This window comes from Agromyces mariniharenae (genome assembly GCF_008122505.1).
Classification (GTDB): domain Bacteria; phylum Actinomycetota; class Actinomycetes; order Actinomycetales; family Microbacteriaceae; genus Agromyces; species Agromyces mariniharenae.
This window is the reverse complement of the sequence record NZ_VSSB01000001.1, coordinates 1,161,337-1,181,856: the sequence shown is the minus strand read 5'-3', so window position 1 is coordinate 1,181,856 and position 20,520 is coordinate 1,161,337. Positions and strand designations below refer to the sequence as shown.

General features: G+C 69.9%; 12 protein-coding genes. 10 read left to right on the top strand and 2 right to left on the bottom strand.

Features of this window, described 5'->3' with window-relative positions:
- Nucleotides 1-77: 77 nt before the first annotated feature.
- From FYC51_RS05410 to FYC51_RS05370, 9 genes are all read left to right on the top strand, one after another.
- The gene (locus FYC51_RS05410) at nucleotides 78-1,382 is read left to right on the top strand and encodes an ABC transporter substrate-binding protein (RefSeq protein WP_238476225.1); all 1,305 of its coding nucleotides are present in this window, start codon (nucleotides 78-80) and stop codon (nucleotides 1,380-1,382) included.
- Nucleotides 1,383-1,577: 195 nt separating this feature from the next.
- Complete coding sequence (locus FYC51_RS05405) at nucleotides 1,578-2,696, top strand: Gfo/Idh/MocA family protein (protein WP_148732611.1); 1,119 nt, start codon at nucleotides 1,578-1,580, stop codon at nucleotides 2,694-2,696.
- On the top strand, nucleotides 2,693-3,658 hold the full coding sequence (locus FYC51_RS05400; protein ID WP_148732610.1) for a DUF6807 domain-containing protein: 966 nt from the start codon (nucleotides 2,693-2,695) through the stop codon (nucleotides 3,656-3,658). The genes FYC51_RS05405 and FYC51_RS05400 overlap by 4 nt, the downstream gene beginning before the upstream one ends.
- Nucleotides 3,655-4,410, top strand: a complete 756-nt coding sequence (locus FYC51_RS05395; protein ID WP_148732609.1) for a cupin domain-containing protein — start codon at nucleotides 3,655-3,657, stop codon at nucleotides 4,408-4,410. Before FYC51_RS05400 ends, FYC51_RS05395 begins: the two co-directional genes overlap by 4 nt.
- Before the next feature lie 6 nt (nucleotides 4,411-4,416).
- Nucleotides 4,417-5,595, top strand: coding sequence for a LacI family DNA-binding transcriptional regulator (locus tag FYC51_RS05390; protein WP_148732608.1), 1,179 nt, complete (start codon nucleotides 4,417-4,419; stop codon nucleotides 5,593-5,595).
- Between the two features lie 138 nt (nucleotides 5,596-5,733).
- A complete protein-coding gene (locus tag FYC51_RS05385) occupies nucleotides 5,734-9,810 on the top strand; it encodes a carboxypeptidase regulatory-like domain-containing protein (protein WP_148732607.1) in 4,077 nt (1,358 codons plus the stop codon).
- A 295-nt stretch (nucleotides 9,811-10,105) separates the two neighbouring features.
- The gene (locus FYC51_RS05380) at nucleotides 10,106-14,104 is read left to right on the top strand and encodes a metallophosphoesterase (RefSeq protein ID WP_148732606.1); all 3,999 of its coding nucleotides are present in this window, start codon (nucleotides 10,106-10,108) and stop codon (nucleotides 14,102-14,104) included.
- A gap of 166 nt (nucleotides 14,105-14,270) precedes the next feature.
- Nucleotides 14,271-14,771 (top strand): DUF2975 domain-containing protein, encoded by a 501-nt coding sequence (locus tag FYC51_RS05375; protein ID WP_148732605.1) that lies wholly within the window; start codon nucleotides 14,271-14,273, stop codon nucleotides 14,769-14,771.
- Entirely contained in the window at nucleotides 14,771-15,034 is a 264-nt protein-coding gene (locus FYC51_RS05370; RefSeq protein ID WP_148732604.1) for a helix-turn-helix domain-containing protein, read from the top strand. Before FYC51_RS05375 ends, FYC51_RS05370 begins: the two co-directional genes overlap by 1 nt.
- 255 nt (nucleotides 15,035-15,289) lie before the next feature.
- Here FYC51_RS05370 and FYC51_RS05365 read toward each other — a convergent pair whose 3' ends face one another.
- Both FYC51_RS05365 and FYC51_RS05360 read right to left on the bottom strand, forming a co-directional pair.
- A complete protein-coding gene (locus tag FYC51_RS05365) occupies nucleotides 15,290-15,766 on the bottom strand; it encodes a hypothetical protein (protein ID WP_148732603.1) in 477 nt (158 codons plus the stop codon).
- Nucleotides 15,767-15,776: 10 nt separating this feature from the next.
- On the bottom strand, nucleotides 15,777-16,919 hold the full coding sequence (locus FYC51_RS05360) for a diacylglycerol/lipid kinase family protein (protein WP_148732602.1): 1,143 nt from the start codon (nucleotides 16,917-16,919) through the stop codon (nucleotides 15,777-15,779).
- Nucleotides 16,920-17,182: 263 nt separating this feature from the next.
- On the opposite strand from FYC51_RS05360, the gene FYC51_RS05355 reads away from it, so the two are divergent.
- Nucleotides 17,183-20,479, top strand: a complete 3,297-nt coding sequence (locus FYC51_RS05355) for a rhamnogalacturonan lyase family protein (RefSeq protein WP_148732601.1) — start codon at nucleotides 17,183-17,185, stop codon at nucleotides 20,477-20,479.
- Nucleotides 20,480-20,520 lie beyond the last annotated feature (41 nt).

Here is a 20,520-nt window from a genome sequence, read left to right as displayed (position 1 = left end):
GCGTTCGACCCACGCCGAATCGGCCCACCTCACCACCCTGAAACACCCTCACCCCTGAATCCACAAGGAGAATCACCATGAGAGGCACCTTCATGCGGAAGGCCGGCATCGGCGCCGCCCTCGCCGCGACCGCAGCGCTCGCCCTGTCGGGCTGCTCGGGCGGCGGCGCGGCCCAGAGCGGCCCCGAGCTCAGCGACGAGCCCGTCACCATCAGCATGACCTGGTGGGGCGGTGACGCCCGCGCCGAGCAGACGCAGGAGGCGATCGCCGCGTTCGAGGAGGAGTACCCCAACATCACGGTCGAACCACAGTACGCGGACTGGAACGGATACTGGGACCAGCTCGCCACTTCGACGGCCGCCGGCGAATCGCCCGACATCATCCAGATGGACGAGCTCTACCTCGCCTCCTACGGAGCACGCGGAGCGCTCTACGACCTGAGCACGCTCGACATCGACACGTCCGAGGTCCCCGACGAGGCGCTCGCCACGGGCAAGGTCGCGGACACGCAGTACGCCCTCCCCATCGGCGTCGCGGTCTACGCGATCGTCGCCAACGCCGACCTGTTCGAGCAGTACGGCGTCGAGCTTCCCGACGACGAGACCTGGACGTGGGACGACTACGCCGCACTTGCGGACGAGCTCTCGGAGAAGAGCGGGGGAGCCATCACCGGTACGGCCCAGATCGCCGGGTTCGACGCGGGCAGCCTGAAGTACTGGGCTCGCGCGGCCGGCGAAGAGGTCTTCGACGAGGACAACCAGGTCTCGGTCTCGCCCGAGACGATCGCGGACATGTGGCAGTACGAGCTCGACCTGATCGCCTCGGGCGGCATGCAGCAGCCCTCGGCGATCGTCGAGAGTCAGGCCGCCGGCATCTCGGGCGGCGCGCTCGCCACGAGCAAGGTCGCCCTCGGAACGGCCTACAACACGCAGGTCACGGCGCTCACCGACGCGAGCGGGGCCGACCTGCGGCTGCTGAAGCTGCCCGAGCCGAAGAGCATCCACCCGAACTCGTACAAGCCGTCGATGTACTGGTCGGTGTCGGGCAAGTCGGAGCACCCGGCGGAGGCCGCCCTGCTCGTCGACTTCCTCCTCGACAGCGAGGCGGCGGCCGACATCATCGGCACCGAACGCGGAATCCCGGCGAACCAGGCCATCCTCGATCACCTCAGCGACTCGCTGTCGCCGACCGACACGATCGCCGTCGAGTATCAGGACCGCGTGACCCCCGGTGACGCACCGCTGGTCACGCCCAACGGCGCGAGCGGCATCGAGGCCATCCTGCAGCGCTACACGCAGGAGGTCCTCTCCGGCCAGACGCCGCCGCTCGACGCAGCCGGGGCGTTCATCGCCGAGCTGCAGGCGGAGATCGACGCCGCCTGAGGCCCGATCATCCGGCGAGGCTCTCACGGCGTCGCCCGGATGACCCCTTCCGGAGCGCTGGATGACGTCAGCGAGCCGGAGCCCATCCCCGGAGCGCACCCTGTCTGCGTGCCCGTGGATCTCACCGCATCCGAGGGGGCCGTCTCCCGGCGGCCCCCTCGGATTCCGAACTGAACCGAAAGAGGACCATCGACCATGTCCGCGAAGACCCCGCCGTTCCGCGTCGCCATCATCGGCACCGGTGGCATCGCGCACGCACACGCTCGTGCGCTTGCGGAACTCGGCGATCGAGCCGTGCTCGTCGGCGTCGCCGACGTCGACCGCTCCCGAGCCGAGGGCTTCGCGACGGAGTTCGGCGCCTCCGGTGTGTACACGGATGCCGCCGACCTGCTCGCCGCCGAGACCGAACTCGACCTCGTGCATATCTGCACCCCGCCCCAGACGCATGCGACCCTCGCGATCCAGGCGATGCGTGCCGGCGTGCCGGCGCTCGTCGAGAAGCCGACGGTGCTCAGCCTCGCCGAGATGGACGAGCTCGTGCACGTGAACGCCGAGACCGGCGTGCCCGTGCTCACGGTGTTCCAGCACCGCTTCGGACCCGCCGCCCTGCGACTTCGTCGGCTCGCGGCATCCGGTGCACTCGGCCGACCGCTCGTCGCGACCTGTGAGACGCTCTGGTATCGCCCTGACGAGTACTTCGACGTGCCGTGGCGCGGCCGCTGGGAGGTGGAGGGCGGCGGACCGACCATGGGCCACGGGATCCACCAGTTCGACCTGCTGCTCGCGGTGCTGGGGCCATGGGCTCTCGTGAGCGCGTTCGCCGCCCGCCAGTCACGCCCCACCGACACCGAGGACGTCTCGATCGCCCTGGCGCAGTTCGACAACGGCGCCGTGGCCACCGTCGTGAACTCGGTGGTCTCGCCCCGTGAGACATCCCGCCTGCGATTCGACTACGAGTACGCCACCGTCGAGGTCGAGCACCTCTACGGCTACGCCGAGAGCGACTGGACCTTCACACCGGCTCCCGGGCACGAGGACCTCGTACCGCTCTGGGCCGCCGACGCCGAGCCGGATGTCACGAGCGGACACCGGCTGCAGATCGAGGCGATCCTCGACGCGCTCGAGGCCGGACGCGAGCCGGAGGTCTCGATCGCCGAGGCACGCCGCACGATGGAGTTCGTCGCGGCGACGTACGCCTCCGCCTTCCGCGGGCTGCCCGTCGCGGCCGGCGAGATCACGGGCGACGACCCGTTCACCCGCAGCATGGACGGTGGCGCGGTGCCTTGGGCCCCTGTGAAGGAGGTCGTCGCATGAGTGTGCTCCGAGCCATCCACGACGTCGGCACGAGCATCACGGTGCTCGACGGCGACGTGGAGCTCCTCCGCTACACCTACGTGCCGGACAGCCCGCAACTCGAATCGCCGAAGCCGTTCGTGCACCCCATCCGCACTCGCGCCGGCCACCTCGTGAGCCTGTTCCGGCCGCACGACCACGTCTGGCACAAGGGCATAGCGTGGTCGTTGCCGGTCGTCGGCGACGAGAACTTCTGGGGCGGCCCGACGTACGTCCACGGGCAGTTCTACGTCCAGCTCGAGAACGACGGAACGCAGGCCCACCGCCGAGTCGAGACGCTCGCCGTCGAGGACAGCGGCGTCGAGTTCGTGCACCGGCTCGCGTGGATCAGCCAGGCGGGCGAGCGTCTCTTCACCGAGCGCCGGGCACTTCACGTCGGCATCCTGAGCGACGACGCCTGGGCGCTCACCTTCGAGACGTCCATGAAGAACGTGACCGACCGGACGATCCCGATCGGCTCGCCCACGACCCGGGGCCGGGAGAACGCCGGGTACGGCGGACTCTTCTGGCGCGGCCCGAGATCGTTCACGGGCGGACGCGTGGTCACCGCCGACGGCGTCGGCGTGGCCGACGAGGTTCGCGGTCGACGGCACGAGTGGATGGCCTTCGAGGGGCGCCATGACGACGTCGACGCCACCTCCCTCGTCGTGATGGTCGACCATCACCGCAACCCGCAGCATCCCCCGCAGTGGTTCGCCCGATCGGTCGAGTTCGCCTGCCTGAACCCGGCACCCTTCTTCAGCGAGGAGCTCGAGATCGCGCCGGGCGAGACGGTCCACTTCCGCTACGGGGTGGGGATCGTCGACGGCGGCGCGGAGGTCGCGGCGGAGGTCGCCGGCGCGGTGCGCGCCGATCTCGTGTCCGAGCGCGTGACCGACGTCCGCATGGCCCGCGTCGCGGCGGGGATCGGGGCGTCGGCATGAACCTGCCGTCTTCGTCGTTTCCCGGCGGCACCTCGGTCACGTGGCTCGACGTCTACGACGATGCCGCGCCCGACGGACTCCGCGGCGGCAGCCCCCACGTCCACTTGGCGTCGACCGAGTGCTACGTCGTCGCGGGTGGTCGAGGCGCACTCCACACGCTCGATCCGTCGGGCGCGCGCGAGAGGACGCTCGTGCCCGGTTCAGTCGTGTGGTTCACCCCGGGTACCATCCATCGTGCGGTGAACCACGGCGACCTCCGGGTGCTCGTCGTGATGGGCAACGCCGGCCTCCCCGAGGCGGGCGATGCGGTGATGACCTTCCCCAACGACGTCGTCGGCGACCCCGAGCGTTATCACGCGGCCGCGACGCTGCCCGACGCCTCCGAAGGTGCGACGGCACGATCGGATGCCGCGCGACGACGTCGCGACCTCGCCGTCGAGGGGTACCTGCCCATCCGCGACGCCCTGCTCCGCGGAGACGACGGTCCGCTCCGCGAGTTCCATGCCGCCGCCGCCGAGCTGGTCGCCGGACGTGCGGCGTCATGGTCGCGGATCGTGACGGACGGACCACTGGCGCAAGCGCAGCGAAGCCTGCAGCTCACGACGGCGCTCGAGTACGGGTCCGCCGCACACCTGGCGGACGCGCGAGTGGAGCAGGGCGTGCGATCCGAGGCCGACCTCGGATTCGGGATGTGCGGCCGCCTGCGGACCTACGACGTCGCCGCGCGCCCACGGCCCGTCCCGATCCTCTGATCCGCGATGACCGGGTCAACCGATCTCGGAAGCCGGCGGACGGCGACCCTTCAGGACGTCGCCCGGGCCGCGGGCGTCTCGGTGACGACCGCCTCGCGTTCGCTGAATCCCGGCGCCGAGCACCGAGTCGTCACCGACGCGTTCCGCCGGCGCGTGCTGCTGGCAGCGCGACGTCTGGAATACAACCCGAACGTGCCGGCGCGGGCGATCGCGAACGGCTCGACCTCGACCGTCGCCGCGATCGTGGGCGACCTCGCCGATCCGACCTCCTCGTCGATCGTGTCGGGCCTCGTGGCGGAAGCCGACCGGCGACGCCTCACCGTGTCGATCGCGTCGACGGGCCGGGACCACGAGCGCGAGCCGGAACTCGTGCGCCGGCTCCGGGCGCAGCGGCCGGGCGCGATCATCCTCGCTGCACCACGGGTCGCGGACCGAGCGACCGAGTCGGCCCTGCGTGAGGAGCTCACCATGTATCGCCGCACGGGCGGACGGGTCGCGTGCGTCGGCCGGAACGGGCTGGGCGTCCCGACGGTCGAGCTGGACGACCGAGGCGGCGGGGCGGCCCTGGCGCGCGCGATGTCGGCGCTCGGCCACCGGCACGTCGCTGCGCTCGCGGGTCCGGTGGTCTCGACGGCCACGATGGATCGCCTGGGCGGCTTCCGGGCCGCAGCCGAGGGCGACGGCCGGGCCCTCGTCATCGACGCGGTGATCCACGCTGCGCTCACGCGCGACGACGGCTACGACGGCGCTCGCCGCCTTCTGGGAGCGAGGTCCAGGCGACCACGACTCATCGTCGCAACCGACGACGTGCTGGCGATCGGGGCGCTGGCGGCCGTGCGCGACGCGGGTCTCGTCCCGGGCGAGGATGTCGCGGTCGCCGGATTCGGCGATCTGCCCGCCGCACGCGACGTGTTGCCGGGATTGACCACCGTACGCGTGCCGTTCGAAGAGCTCGGACGGCGCGTGGTGGCGATCGCGCTCGACGACCCCGAGGGATGCGGTGCAACGGTCGTGGGGATCGGGGTCGTGGTGCGCGGGAGCACGCCGCGACTCGACCGGGATCGTGGTGCGGAGGGCCCGCCGCGACTCGTGAGGGACGATTCGAGCGAACTCCTTGACAGCCAGAGTGATCGTTCACTAGTTTGGCCGGTGAATGAGAACGTGAACGTTCACCATTGCTGCTGAACCCCAGCTGCCACGGAGGCAGACACGTGACCGAGGTCCAGTCCGCTGACGACTGATCCGCCATCGAGGCGTCGAGACGATGACGCACCACCCCCGGAACTGAGCGCGCCACAGCGCGCACGATGAAAGGAAACGCCGATGTCCCTGTCCCTGTCCATACGACGGCCCGTCGCCGCGGTCGCGGTCTCGCTGGCCGCGTTGCTCGGCGCCGGCCTGCCGGCCGTGCTTGTCGTGCCGGCAGCCGCCGCCGCGACTGCAGCGGGGGAGTCGTTCGTCGGCTTCACCGAAAAGAGCGCCCTCGAGGCCGAGGGGCGCGGCGTCGTGTCGAACCGGCAACTGCTGGTCGAGGACGGTTCGGCACCCGCCGGAGCCGGAACGACGTACTACGTCGACTCCGCCGCCGGCGACGACGCGCTCGCCGGAACGTCGGCCGAGACCGCCTGGAAGTCGTTCGCCAAGGTGAACGCGACCGTGTTCCAGCCCGGCGACCGCATCCTCCTGAAGGCGGGGAGCACCTGGACGGCGCAGGGCGACGAGGTCGCACGCGAGGCGTACGACTACACGACCTGGAGCGGCGGCGTGGGCACAGACGTGCCCGGAGCCGACGCCACCGCACTGCTCGCGCCGAAGGGCTCGGGGACGGTCGATCGCCCGGTCGTCCTCTCGAGCTACGGTGACGGCGCCGCTCCCGAGCTCAACGGTCGGGGCGTCGTGAACGACGTCGTGCAGCTCACCAACCAGGAGCACTGGGACATCTCGAACCTCGAGATCAGCAACATGACCGACGGCTTCGACCCGTCGGACTTCGCCCCGAAGGCGAACCTCGGACAGGTACCCGGCGAGGAGAACCCGCAGACCGGCGACGTCCGCGGCATCCACGTGCAGGGCGAGAACGCCGGCACGCTCCGCGGCTACGACATCCACAACGTCTACATCCGCGACGTCAGCGGGGTCATGTGGTCGGTCAGCGGCGCAGGCCTCGACAGGTCGAAGCGCACCGGCGGCATCCTCTTCGAGGGGCTCAAGGGCGACGCCCAGACCGTCTCGCGGTTCGAGGACGTCTCGGTGCACGGCAACTTCATCGCCAACACGGCCTTCGCGAACCTCATCTTCAAGCAGTTCTCGGGCATGGGCACGAACCGCTACCAGGACCTCGACCCCGGCTGGGGCGACCGCGCGGTGGGCAAGGCCAGCAGCACCGGTGTGATCACGGAGGACCCCGACTGGCGGCCTCACTCGAACATCCACATCTCGGGCAACTACCTGACGAACCGCGACACCGAGTACGGCTGGGACTCGATGTACCTGACGAGCGTCCAAGGCGCGACGGTCGAGGACAACCTCATCGACGGCGCGGGTGTGTCGGGCATCGAGATGTACTACTCCGACAACATCGTCGTGCAGGACAACGAGGTCGCGGAGCTCGAACCGCGGACGGGCGCCGCCGACTCGAACGGCATCGATCCCGACCGCGGCGCGACGAACATCCTGATCCAGGGCAACTACGTGCACGACTCGGGCGAGGGCATCCTGCTCTGCGGATTCAGCTTCGGGTCCGCCGTCGTGCGCTACAACATCATCCAGGACGTCGACCGGAACTACGTCAATCCGCACGGCGACAGCGGCGTGAACGTCATCTACAACAACCTGATGTACAACACCGAGCGCCCTCTGAAGAACAATACGGTCGGCTTCTTCGAGTCGTCGGGGAGCGCGAGCTCGTACCTCGTGGCGAAGAACCCGCACTGGGTCCTGAACAACGTGTTCCTCAACGCCCGCGACGACGTGAGCGGCGCGGCGTTCCGCACCGAGTTCCCGGGCGTCACCTTCAGCAACAACTCCTACTGGGGTCCGATGGTCACCGCTCCGACGGCCGACGCCCACGCGACGGTTACCGACCCGCTGCTGGGCGGCAACCCCGCGGACGACATCCTGAACGCCGAGCCGACCTCGGCCGCGTCGCCGCTCATCAGCGCCGGCGCGCCGGTCGACCTCGCGATCATCGCACCGGGGTTCGGTGTGACCGGGAACTCAGGCGAAAGCCGGCTGCCGATCAGCGTCGACTTCTTCGGCCAGCCGCTCTCGACGCCGCCGAACGTGGGTCCCACCTCCTACGAGCCGGCAGCCGGTCACGGACTGGTGTCGGGCCTGGTCTCCGATGCCTTCGGAACGCCGGTTCCGGGCGCGACGGTGTCGTACGGTACCGGCATGGCCACGGCCGACGTCCGAGGCCGGTACGCGGTAGAGGCAGCGGCGGGCGAGTATGCGCTGACTCCCTCGGCCGACGGCTACGCACCGGGTGCGCCGGTGGCGGTGACGCTCGAGGCGGGCAAGACCATCAGCACCGGCCTCACGCTCGGCGAGACGACCGCGACGACCGGCACGATCGCCGGACGCGTGACCACCTCCGGCGGCGGCCTGGCGGGCGCGACGATCACGGTGTCGAAGGGTGCCGAAACGGTCGCCACATCGATCACCGGTGCGGACGGCGCGTTCAGCATCGCGGAGGTCGCGAAGGGGGACGGTTACACCGTCGCCGCCTCCAAGGACGGGTACCAGACGACATCCGAGTCGGAGGTCACGGTGACCGCCGCCCGGACGGTGACGGTCGACCTCGTCCTGCGACGCGAGCTCGGCGACACGACGTACGTGATCAACGAGACCTTCGACGACGAGGCCACGGGTGACTTCACCCAGTCGAGCGACGGCGCACTCGTGGCACGGACGGCACCTTCGGTCGGGTCGATCACAATCGCCGACGACGCGAGCCGAGCCGGCAACAAGGTCCTCCGTATCAACAAGTCGAGCTCCAGCTCGGCGACGCTCGGCGTCCACAACGCCGCGGAGCAGAACCTGACCGGAACCGTCACGATCGAGGCCCGGGTGCAGCGCACGACGACGAACGGGACTCCGAACCAGCTCGCGATGTACTCGTACACGGAGAGCGGATGGAACGCCGCGAACCCGGCCTCGTCGACCAATCCGTCGGCGACGTTCGGGTTCGCGGGCGGCCAGATCATGACGCACAACGTGACGGGTGCGAGCACCGTGAAGAACGTCGCGCCGTACTCCGTCGGTCGCTGGTACACCGTGCGGAACGTCGTCGACCTGGACGCCGGGACGTTCGACTTCTACCTGGACGACATGACGACGCCCGTGCTCGCGGACCAGCCGCTGCGCACCAAGGTGGACGACCTCGACTACTTCCTGTTCTTCATCAACGGGTCGAACGTCGGGGACCTGCTCGTCGACTACTTCCGGGTGAACACGGGGACGCCGTACGGCCACGACGATGCGACGCTGGCAACCGTCGGCGCTGCGACGGTGGGAGGCGAGGTCGACCTCACGGCGTCCGGGGATGGCCTGACGTACACGGGCACGGTGGATGCGTTCACCGAGTCGGTCACGATCACGGCGGCCCCGGAGAGCGGATTCGCGAGCCTCGTCGTCAACGGATCGCCTGTCGCGGCCGGCGCGTCCGTCGAGGTCGAGCTGGCAGACGGGTCGCCGAGCGATCCCGTCTTCGTCACGGACGTGCCCATCGTGGTCACCGCCGAGGATGGCTCCCAGGGGAGCTACACCGTGTCGATCTCGCGCATCAACCCGAGCCAGATCGCGGGCCTGCGCGCCCTCTCGATCAGCGGCTACGAACTCAGCCCGGCGTTCGATCGGGACCGCAAGGGTTCCGAGAACCCGTACGTGGTCGAGGCGGACCTGGAGTCGACGGTTTCGTCGGTGACACTCGCCTGGCAGCCCGGCTGGGACGGCCAGCAGGTGCAGGTGAACGGCGACCTGCAGCCGGTGGGCGCGACCGAGGCGACCGTCGAGTTGGAGGACGGCGAGAACGTCGTCGAAGTCACCGCGAACTCGTTCGCCGGCGACTTCGGGACCTACGTCGTCAAGCTGACGCGTGCAGCAGCCGAGCCGGCGCTGGCAGTCGACGTGACCACCAGCACCAAGTGCGTCGGCGGGAAGGTGGTGCTGACCGCCGCCGTCGAGAACGAGGCGGACATGCGTGTCGACATCACGCTGGCGACACCGTACGGATCGACGACGTTCAACGCACTCAAGTCAGGCAAGAGCGCGTCGAAGGCGTTCACCACCCGCCTCGCCGAGCTGCCCGCCGGCGAGCTGACCCTCACATCGACCGCGATCGTGGACGGACAGCCCGTTCATTCAGTCCAGATGGTCGGCTACCCGTCAGCCGGCTGCTGAGATCCGCGGGCGGGGCGTATCAACTCCAGCGCCCCGCCCCATCCCTGACCTCCCCCGGTCGTGCACCCGCGCGACCGGGGGAGATCGCTTTCCGGATGCACATCCTTCTTCCCGTGCTCGCACAGCGTTCACCGAGCGCCTCCACAGTGTGCCGTGGGCGTGCCCTGGCCTCGGTCGGTGCCCGCGCCCGCTCACCGAGGACAAGAGGAAGGACGGCGCGCCGATGCGGCCGAGCAGTCAACGCCCAGAGGGCGAAGCGAGACGATGGAAGGGGCGGGCGGCCGCGGTCGCGGCGGTGGTCGTCACGACGCTGGCGGTGTCGGGAATGGCGGCGCCCGCGGCATCCGCTGCGCCCTTCACGACCGAGAAGCCCGGTGCGACGACCCCGGTCGCTCCGACGCTGAGCCCCGAGAACGGTGCCTGGCTCGAGGGTGACGTCATGGTCGCCTCTGATGCCACGACGGCCGGCGACCCCGTCGCGAGCCTCGCGATCGACGGCGCGCCGATCACGGCCACGCCGACGCCGGGCGTCGCGCACCTGACGTTCGACATCGGGAGCAACTCCGCGTCCGCCGCATACCGCAACTACCTCGTGGTCAACGGCCACCGGATCGACCAGGACCGCACCTGGGTGTCCGAGCGCGTCGATGTCCCGGTGCCGAACGACTGGCTCGTCACGGGGGAGAACACCGTGGAGATCTTCGCCGGCACGTCGAACACGGCGTGCGGCGTCAACTACGACGACTTCGTGATCACCGAGGTCGGCCTCGAGCTGCTCGGCGAGGTCGCCGACGGCGAGGAGAACCCGTTCACGTTCAGCTTCGGCGACGGCGACTGCGGCACGCAGACCGGCGACATCGTGCACGCCGAGCTCTCGTTCTTCGTGCTCGGCGACCCGCTCGCCTCGCCCGGTCTCTCGGCGGAGGTCGACACGCGCGCTCTCGCGAACGGCACGCACGAGATCGTCGCCACGACGGCGGCCGGCGGCCGGGTCGCCCACGCAGTCACCGTGAACAACGCACCCGTCGGCGCGCCGAGCCTGGCGCCCGAGGACGGCACGCTCGCGCACGGGACGCAGACCGTCTCGGCCTCGCAGCCGGCCGACGAGGAGGGCGGCGTCTCGTCGCTCACGGTCGACGGCGACGCGCCGCCGGCTGCGACGAGCCTCGGCGCGGGATCCTCGACGTTCAGCTTCGACGTCGGCTCGAACTCGATCGAGCACCGCTACCAGAACCACCTGCTCGTCAACGGCCACAAGGTCGACATCCTGGGCGACTGGGTGAGCCAGCGCGTCGACGTCCCGGTGCCGAACCGCTACTTCGTCGCCGGCGAGAACGTCATCGAGATCGTCGCCGGCGACATCAGCTCGACCTGCGGCGCGAACCTCGACGACTTCACGCTGACCAACGTCGGGCTCACCGTGAGCACCGGTTCGGCGGCCGGCCTCGCCATCGCGCCGAGCTACGCGATGGGTGACGGGAACTGCGGCTCGTCGACGACGGCGCTGCCGAAGGCCGAGACGCGGTGGACCGTCGACGCGCCGGCGGTGGCCGTGCTGCCGACCCTCGGCTCGGGCGAGGCCACCCTGAGCTTCGACGTCGGCTCCAACTCGATCGACGCGACGTTCGCGAACCTGCTGTTCGTCAACGGCATCCGCTACGTGCTCGGTGGCGACTTCGTGAGCGAGCGGGCCAATGTGGTCATCCCGAACGAGTGGCTGCTCCCGGGCTGGAACACGGTCGAGTTCGTGACCGGGACCACCGCGACCGGCTGCAACCGCGACGACTTCACGATCTCGAACGTGGCGCTGGCGCCCGCGTCGGGCACTGCCGAGCCGCAGCGGCCCAAGGCGTCGTACGCCCTCGGCGACGGCACGTGCGGGTCGAACATCAACCTGTTCCGCGAGGTCGACCTGCACTTCGAGGTCACGGATGCCACGGCGCAGGGCCTGCGCACCGAGCTCGACACGACGGCGATCGCCGACGGCGCGCACGTGCTCGCCGCGGCATCCACCACCGGCGAAGTCGCGACGCGCACCCTGCTCACCGACAACTCGGCGCCCGCGGTGGCGTCGAGCGTGCCGGCGGCCGGCGCGACGATCACCTCGTCGGTCGCCCTCGACGTGCAGCTCGACGACGCATCCGGTCTCATGGGCACGCCCGAGCTCACGCTCGACGGCGAGTCCATCAGCCTCGGCTCGCTCGTCGGCCCGGGCCTCGGCGCGGGCGACCACACCCTCGCGGTCACCGCCACGGACGCGCTCGGCAACACCGCGACTCACGAAGTGGTGTTCGCCTCCGCGGGCATCCCCGACGTGCCGGCCGAGCTGGTTCCGGCCGGCGGGGCGAACGGCGTGGCCGGCACGGTGACGCTCGAGGCATCCGTCGCGGAGCCCGACGGCGGCGACGTCACGGCCGAGTTCACGCAGGCCGAGATCCTCACGCCGAACCAGGGCTGGCAGGGGTCGGCGCCCGAGGTGCCGACCACGCTGAGCGTCGCCGGCGAGCAGAACCTCGGCGACACGAAGGCGCTCGCACCGGGCGACGGGGCGACCCTCGACGCTCCGGCCAGCCGGGAGGTCGCGTTCCAGCGCTTCGACGTGCAGGTGAAGGGCCACGTGGCCGACCCGGTCCTTCGCTGGGAGGGCGTCATCGACCCGACCCGCGTCGTCTCGCTGCGCGCATGGAACCTGTCGACGGGCGCGTGGGACGTGCTCGCGAGCTCCCGCGGCGCGCTCGACGGGAACACGCAGCTCACGGCGATCGTGGACGAGCGCTACCTCGACGTGCAGCAGGTGCACGTGATGATCACCGGTGAGGACCCCTTCGCCGATGAGCCCGACGCGGGTGCAGAGGGCTTCGCCGACCCGGCGTCGTACGACTTCTCGATCGCGCACTTCACCGACACGCAGTACCTGTCGGAGGGAGCGACCGAGCAGGAGTCGGCGGCCGAGCGGGCGATCTGGGAGAAGGCCTACGGCGACACGACCCGGTGGATCGCGGCGAACGCCGACGACCGCAAGATCGAGTACGTCGCGCACACCGGCGACATCATCGAGAACAACATCCGCACGCCTGCGGATGCCGCGATGATGCAGGAGGTCGTCGGCGAGTTCGAGGTGTCGTCGCGCCAGCAGCAGGTGCTGGACGATGCCGGCGTGCCCAACCAGGTCATCGCGGGCAACCACGACAACCGGTCGGGCACCGAGGACGGTCCGGAGGCGATGTACAACCAGTACTACGGCCCCGACCGCTACGAGGCGGCCGACGACCAGTGGATCGACGCCGAGTACGGCGGTCCCTGGCGCGAGGGCGACAACCAGAACAACTACACGCTGTTCTCGGCGGGCGGCCTCGACTTCGTCGCGGTCGGACTCTCCTACGGCGTCACCCGCGAGGAGGCCGAGTGGGCCGACTCGATCTACCAGCGCTACCCCGACCGCAACGGCATCCTGCTGTCGCACGACTACCTCGCCGCGAGCGCGCAGCGCGACGGTCGCAACTCGGGATACGCCGCGCCCGACGGGTCGATGCTCTTCAAGACGGTCGTGGAGGACAACCCCAACGTGTTCCTCATCCTCGCCGGCCACGTGCACGGCGTGGGCACGAACGTCAAGCCGAAGGTCGGCGTGGTGGGTCACGGCGTCGTCGAGATGCTCGCCGACTACCAGAACTACACGGTCACGGCCGAGGAGCTGGGGCTCACCGAGATCGGCGGCTACGCCCCGACCGACCGGCTGCGGTTCGGCGCGAGCTACCTGCGCCTGCTGCAGTTCGACGTGGATCGCGGCGAGATGATGGTCGACACGTTCTCGCCGTTCCTCGACGACTTCGGCGCCGACGAGTACGACCCCGCCCTGCGGTACGGTCCCGAGTCGGACAACATGGTGCTGCCGGTCGACCTCACGTCGCGCACGACGAGCTTCCGGACGGACTCGCTCGCGCTCTACGACCCGATCGCGGTGATCGGCGAGTCGACGGTCGCGTCGGGCGAGGTGGCGTCGGTCGAATGGACGGGGCTCAAGCCGGGCACGACGTACGCCTGGTTCGTCGTCGCGCGTTCGGCCGGCGGCGGCGAGACGCCGTCGCAGCCGAGCGTCTTCGTGACGGGCGACGCGCGTGGTCGGCCGGGAACGGTCTCGCCGGAGCTGGCGCCGTACGCGACGCCGACGCCGGCGCCGACCGCGCCGACGTCGAGCGAGCCGACGCCGAGCGCGCCGGCTCCGAGCGCGCCGGCTCCGGCGACCGATGCGCCGGCGTCATCCGAGCCGACGGAGACGCCGTCGGGTCGCTGACGCACGGCGGGTGACGTGGGGCGCCGCCCCGGCTCGAACAGCCGGGGCGGTGCCTCGCCGTGCGCATGCGCGGGCCTCGGGGCATGCGATGCCTGTCCGCCGCGTATCGAACGAGAGCAATTCGAAACCTATTGACAAACGATAGGAAAGACGCGAGAGTCGATGCATGCTGAAGCTCGATCGCGTCATCGTCCCGCTCAAGGTCCTGCTCGCCCTGCTGTTCGTCGGCCTGATCGTCGCCGAGGTGCTGAGCGTGCCGGGTGAGTTCATGGAGTCGGCCCGCGAGATCCGGCCCGAGTTCGCGCACATCCCCTGGCTGATGCTGGTGTTCTCGATCCTCGTGCTGGTCGGCGTGCAGGTGATCATCGTGTGCATCTGGCGGCTGCTCGACCTGGTGCGAGGCGATCGCATCTTCAGCGAGCAGGCGTTCGCCTGGGTCGACGCCATCGTCTGGACGATCGCGGGCGTCTGGCTGCTGATGCTGGTGGTGTTCGCCTACGTCGTCGGGTTCATCTACTTCACGCCCGAGCTGCGCGACCCGGGCATCCCGGTCGTGCTGTTCGGCATCGGGCTCGCCACGAGCGTCGTGCTGCTGCTCATGATCGTGATGCGCGCGCTCCTCGGTCAGGCGGCGGCGATCCGCGCCGACCTCGAGGAAGTGATCTGATGCCCATCATCGTGCGCATCGACGTCGAGCTCGCCAAGCGCAAGCTGAGCGTCGGCGACTTCGCCGAGCAGGTCGGGCTCACGCCGGCCAACGTCGCGGTCCTGAAGAACGGACGTGCCAAGGCCGTGCGCTTCAGCACGCTCGAGGCCATGTGCCGGGTGCTCGACTGCCAGCCGGGCGACCTGCTCGAGTGGGTGCCGGGCGACGAGGCGGGCGACGCTGACGGGGCGGATGGCGCGGGCTCAGCGGATGCCGCGGGCTGAACGGCGCGCGAATCGGCAGCGGATGCCGCAGCGCTGAGCGGGTGCCGCGGGGGAGTCGGGTGTGGCGGGTCGGGCTGCCCCGGATCTCCCCAGATCCTCGGGTGGGGGCGCCCGGCCCGCCGAAGGGCGAGTCGAGAATCTCCCCAGTCATCGATTCGCCGCACTGATTCTCACTGATGACCCGGTGATTCGAGAAATCCTCAGCCCGGGTCTTGACGCGCAGCGGCGCATGTGCAGCCGACGTGCGCCGATGGCTCAGGCGCCGACGGGCTGCCGAGGGGCGGTGACCGTCGCCGGCAGGAGGCGGCGGACCGTGACGACGGCCAGCGCGACGAGGAGCGCGAGCAGCGCGGCATCCGCTGCGATGTAGGCGTAATGCGCCCAGTCGGTGCCGGGCGCCTGGGCGCCCGCGAGCACGAGGTCGCTGCGGCGGTTGAGGACCGGGCGGATGACCGCTACTTCGACGAGGTAGACGAGCCAGATCGAAGCGAGCAGCACGAGCGGCGCCCGGGCGGGCCGGGGGCGAAGGCTGGCCAGCGTCAGGACGACCAGGACGATGCCCGTGGCGCTGTTGAGCGCGGTGAACACGAGGCGGCCGATGCCGAGGCCGAGCGGGATGGTGATGCCCGGCGCGAGGAACTTCAGCGGCGCCTCGAGGAACGAGATCGCCACGATCATGCCGATAAGCAACGGGGGAAGCAGCAGGCGGAGGGCGAGCGCGGTGCGAGCCATGTTTTCTACACTATGTCGAATTCCCGGATACGTCGGCGGTCACCTCGTCGGGCAACGACTCGTCGGCCGTCACGTCCCCGGGCAACGACTGGTCGTCGGCCTCGCCGGGAAGCGCCTCGACGGGCGGCGGCTGGTCGGGTTGCGTCGCGCGGCGCTCGGTCGGCTCGGCCTGCTCCTCGCTTGGCTGCCGCTCGCCCGGCGGCACGCGCACGGTGAGGCCGCCGGCGTCCACCCACGTGCGCAGTGCGCGTGCGCGGCCGAAGCCGTCGCCGTCGAGCTCGATCTCCTCGGGGCGGCTCAGCACGACCTCGAGGCGTCGGCCCTTCACGTACCGCAGGGCGTCGACGTCGCGGCCGACCAGCTTGCGACCCCATCGCGTGCGACGGAGCACGCCGTTCTCCCAGATCACCTTGCCCATGATCTGCAGCCAGCCCCAGGCGCTCTCGGGGCGCAGGAAGACCGCCTCGAACCGGCCGTCGTCGATCGCGGCGCTGGGCAGCAGCAGGATGTTCGCCGGCAGCGACCCGCAGTTTCCGATGATCAGCGTGTGGGCGGAGACGGCACGGATCCGATGCCGGTCGAGCCGGTAGCGCATGCGCATGCGGTTCTCGTCGCGGAGCGCCGTGCGGATGGCGGCGACGTAGGCGAGCCAGCCCATCTTCGCCTTGAGCTCCTCGTCGGTGTTCGAGAGCATCTTGGCATCGAGCCCGAATCCGGCCATCACGAGGTAGGCCGCGCGATCCGTCGAGCCGTCCTCCCTGCGCAGCTCCGCCCAGGCGAGGTCGATGCGCCGGTCGGCGCCCGAGAACGCGACGTGGATCGAGTTCCCGAGGTCGTCGAGCGTGAGGTCGAGGTTGCGGGCGAGCAGGTTGCCGGTACCCGAGGGCAGCAGCGCGAGCGCGGTCGACGTGCCGCCGAGCACCTCGGCGACGGCGCGGATCGTGCCGTCGCCGCCGGCCGCGATGACCATGTCGGCACCCGCCTCGAGCGCCGCCTTCGCCTGGCCGCCACCCGGATCCTCGACCGAGGTCTCGTACCAGAGCGTGTCGCCCCAGTCGGCCGCGGCGGGCTCGGCGGCGATGGCACGACGGAGTTCGTCGCCGTCGATCTTCACGGGGTTGTACACCACGGCTGCACGTGAGCGGGAGGGCATGCGCCGAGCCTACGGGCGGGTCGTCGGACATCACGAGGCCTTGACGGCGACCCCGTGGCGTGTCAAAACCGAGCACCTGAATCGTTTCGATTCGCTCTTGACACCCTCATGGGAGGGGCATAGTTTCGAGGTTGGAAAGCGTATTCCTACCATGCCCCTCGACGGCGAGCGATGGCCACCACGACCTGCTCGCCGGGCGATCAGTCATGCCCCGGAACACGCTGGGCACGGAAACCCAGTCACTTTCGACGAAGAAGGCAGGCATGGTCACGTCCACGTCATCACCCAGATCCACCAAACGAAATCCATGGCGCAAGGCCCTCCCGATCACCGTCTCGGTGGCCGTGGGGCTGTCGCTGTTCGGCGCAAGCGTTCCCGCTGCTGCCGCCCCCGAGTCCGACCTGCGCCCGGTGGAGTACCTCACTCGCGGCCTGGTCGCGGCCCAGTCCGCCGACGGCATCTTCCTCAGCTGGCGCTTCCTGGGCGACGAGCCCAACGGCCTCTCGTGGAACGTCTACCGTAAGGACGGTGGCGCGGACTTCCAGAAGATCGCGACCATCGAGCCCCGCGACGTCCAGCCCGAGAGCGACTACGACACGAACCCGGGCGTCGTGAAGGAGGACAGCACTCCGTCGAACTACACCGACCCCGACGGCGTCCTCACCTCCGTGTACGAGGTCGCGCCGGTCATCCACGGCGTCGAGGGCGAGCGGCAGGGCATGAGCGTGCCGATGCTGTCGGCCCTGGCGGGAGGCGCGGGGCAGGCGAACCGCGGTGCGGTGCACTACATCCCGCTGAAGCCCGCGCCGGCGCCCGTGCCGCTGGCGCACTTCACCTACCGCGGCACCGCCAACGAGTTCGGCGGTCCGAACCGGAACCTCAACGCGGCCAACATGGTCGTCCCCGGAACCGGTGGCCAGAACTGGTACGTCGTCGACATGGACCTGCTGAAGGGCTTCCGGTCGGCGTTCGAGGAGCAGACGGCGGTGACGCAGGAACAGCTCGACGGCTGGGTCGCCGCGCTCAACCAGAAGAACACCACTCCCAACGCGCTCGGCGTCGCCACCTACACGGAGGCGCGGCCGCTCGTGAACGGGCTCGTGGACGGCAAGATCACCAAGGAGCTCTACGACGAGCTCGAGGGCGAGTTCATCACGTACGTCGAGAACCTCGACTCGGGCACGAAGCTTCCGTACGCGAAGACCAGCTCGGGCGCGATCTCCACAGCGCTGAGCGGCGCGTACTCCACGCACGACATGACGGTGGGCGACTTCGACGGCGACGGCGAGTACGAGATCGTCGTGAAGTGGCGGAGCTTCCAGGTCGACCCGATGTACTCGGAGCCGATCTTCGGCGGCGCCAACACCACGACGGCGCCCGAGTACGTCGACGTGTACAAGCAGGACGGCACGCTGCTGTTCCGCGTGGACATGGGCTACAACGTGCGTGCGGCCAACGACCACGAGACCACCCTGTTCGCCGAGGACTTCGACGGTGACGGCACGTCGGAGCTGATGCTCAAGACGGGCCTGGGCACCCGGATCGGCAACTGGGACGAAGCCTCGCAGTCCGTCGTGTACCCCGACACCCTCCAGACCGTCGTCGGCGGCGAGGACGGCCTGGCCACGACCACGGAGAAGTTCAAGGAGTACTTCGCCACCGGTGACGACCAGGCGCTCGACACCTACTGGTCGCTCCTGAACAGCTTCAGCATCGCCTACCGCAGCCCGACGGTCGGCGGAGGCAACGACGGACCGAACGACCCGGCGGTGAAGCGCTGGATCAAGACGTACCACGTCGGTCCGATCGGCCCCGCCAAGGACGACCAGGAGTTCTTCTCCGCGTTCGAGTGGGACCCGGAAGCCGCCAAGGGCGTGCTCGTGGACAGCGAGACGTACCCGTTCCCGTACCGTGCGAGCGTCGACGGGGAGAACTGGGCCATGACGCCCGCCTCCCAGCGCGGCAACTACTCGTACCTGGCCTACCCCGGCCCGGGTGCGGGCACCTCGACGAGCGACTACAAGGCGCAGATCCTCGCCGAGTCGGAGGTCTACTGGCTGGAGCACCCGTGGAAGGCGGCCTCGTACGGCGACGCGCAGGGCAACCGCTCCAACCGCTACGTCGGCGTCGTGGCCGCCCTCGACGGGGTGAACCAGTACGCGGTCTCCCAGCGCGGGTACTACCACCGGACGACCCTCGCGGCCTTCGACATCGTGGACGGCCAGGTGCACCTGCAGGCCAGCTTCGACTCGGCGGACCCGCAGTACTGGTCGCTCGGCGGCAGCGCCTACGACTACCAGAACCGCGGCAACCACTTCACCACGTCCGCCGACCTCGACGGCGACGGCTGGGACGAGGTGGTGCTGAAGGCCATGGTCCTCGGCCTGAACGCCGACAAGACCAAGATCCTGCCGAAGGTGCTGAACGGCGACGTCATGCCCACGATCGAGGGGCAGGACGGCGTGCCGCCGGTCGCCGGCGAGTTCCAGTTCGCCACCGACGAGGTGCGGAACAACCCGCTGAACCAGTGGGCGCCGCTCCGCCACGGCGATCGCAGCGCGCTGCTGCCGGTCGACAAGGAGGACAACATCCGCGAGTGGTCGGGCATGGAGGAGCACCTCCTGGACGACATCCGCACCGGCGTGCACAGCGGCTGGATCCCGGGCCCGGCGGGCTACGACCCCATGAAGGGCAAGCGCCTGGACGCGCAGGGGGAGGTCGTCTACGAGAACTCGCTGATCTACGGCACCTACGCCGGCAGTGACGACGAGGGCAGCGTGGCGGGCAACTACTCCAACCGCTGGCCCGGCGCACAGGCGGGTTCGGCGGGTGCGACCCGCGAGGTCAGGAGCATGGTGACGGGCGAGATCCTGACGACCACCGCCAGCGCTCGCGGCATCGCGCAGGGCCTGAACGCCATCTGGTTCGGTGGCGGCCTCACCCACATGGCCGTCAACGGCGCGACGATCAGCAGCGTGAACGACCAGACGTTCGCAGCGTCCTCGTACCTCGCGACCGGCCTGACGTCGACCGGCAACAAGAGCACCCCCACGCTCAAGGCCGACATGTACGGCGACTGGCGCGAGGAGCTCATCCTCCGGGCGAGCGGGAACCGCCTCGGCATCGTCACGACGCTGGCGCCGACCGAGTACGGCATCCGCACGCTGATGCACGACCCGATGTACCGCAACGGCGTGGCGAACAAGAACACCGGCTACGACCAGGTCGGTTTCGCCAGCTTCTACCTCGGCGACGAGGCGGAGCTGCCGGCGAAGCGGACCGACATCGCCGTGCCCGACCGCACCGCGCCGACGGTCGCCGTGAAGCCGGACTCGAAGGGCGAGGACGGGGTGTACCGCTCCGTCTCCTTCCGGTTGTTCGACCTGGGCGGTCTCGCCGAGCTCACGCTGAACGGGGTGCCGCAGGACCTGGGCGACCGCACCGATGGCACGCTCAACGGCGTCAAGCCCGGCGCGCACGGCGCGGTCCTCGGCAGCAATGAGCTGAAGGTGGTCGACGTGGCGGGCAACGTCACGACCGTGACCTTCACGCTGGAGTAGGAAGGGAGGCGAGCATCCCAGCCAGGGGGCCGGTCCGCATG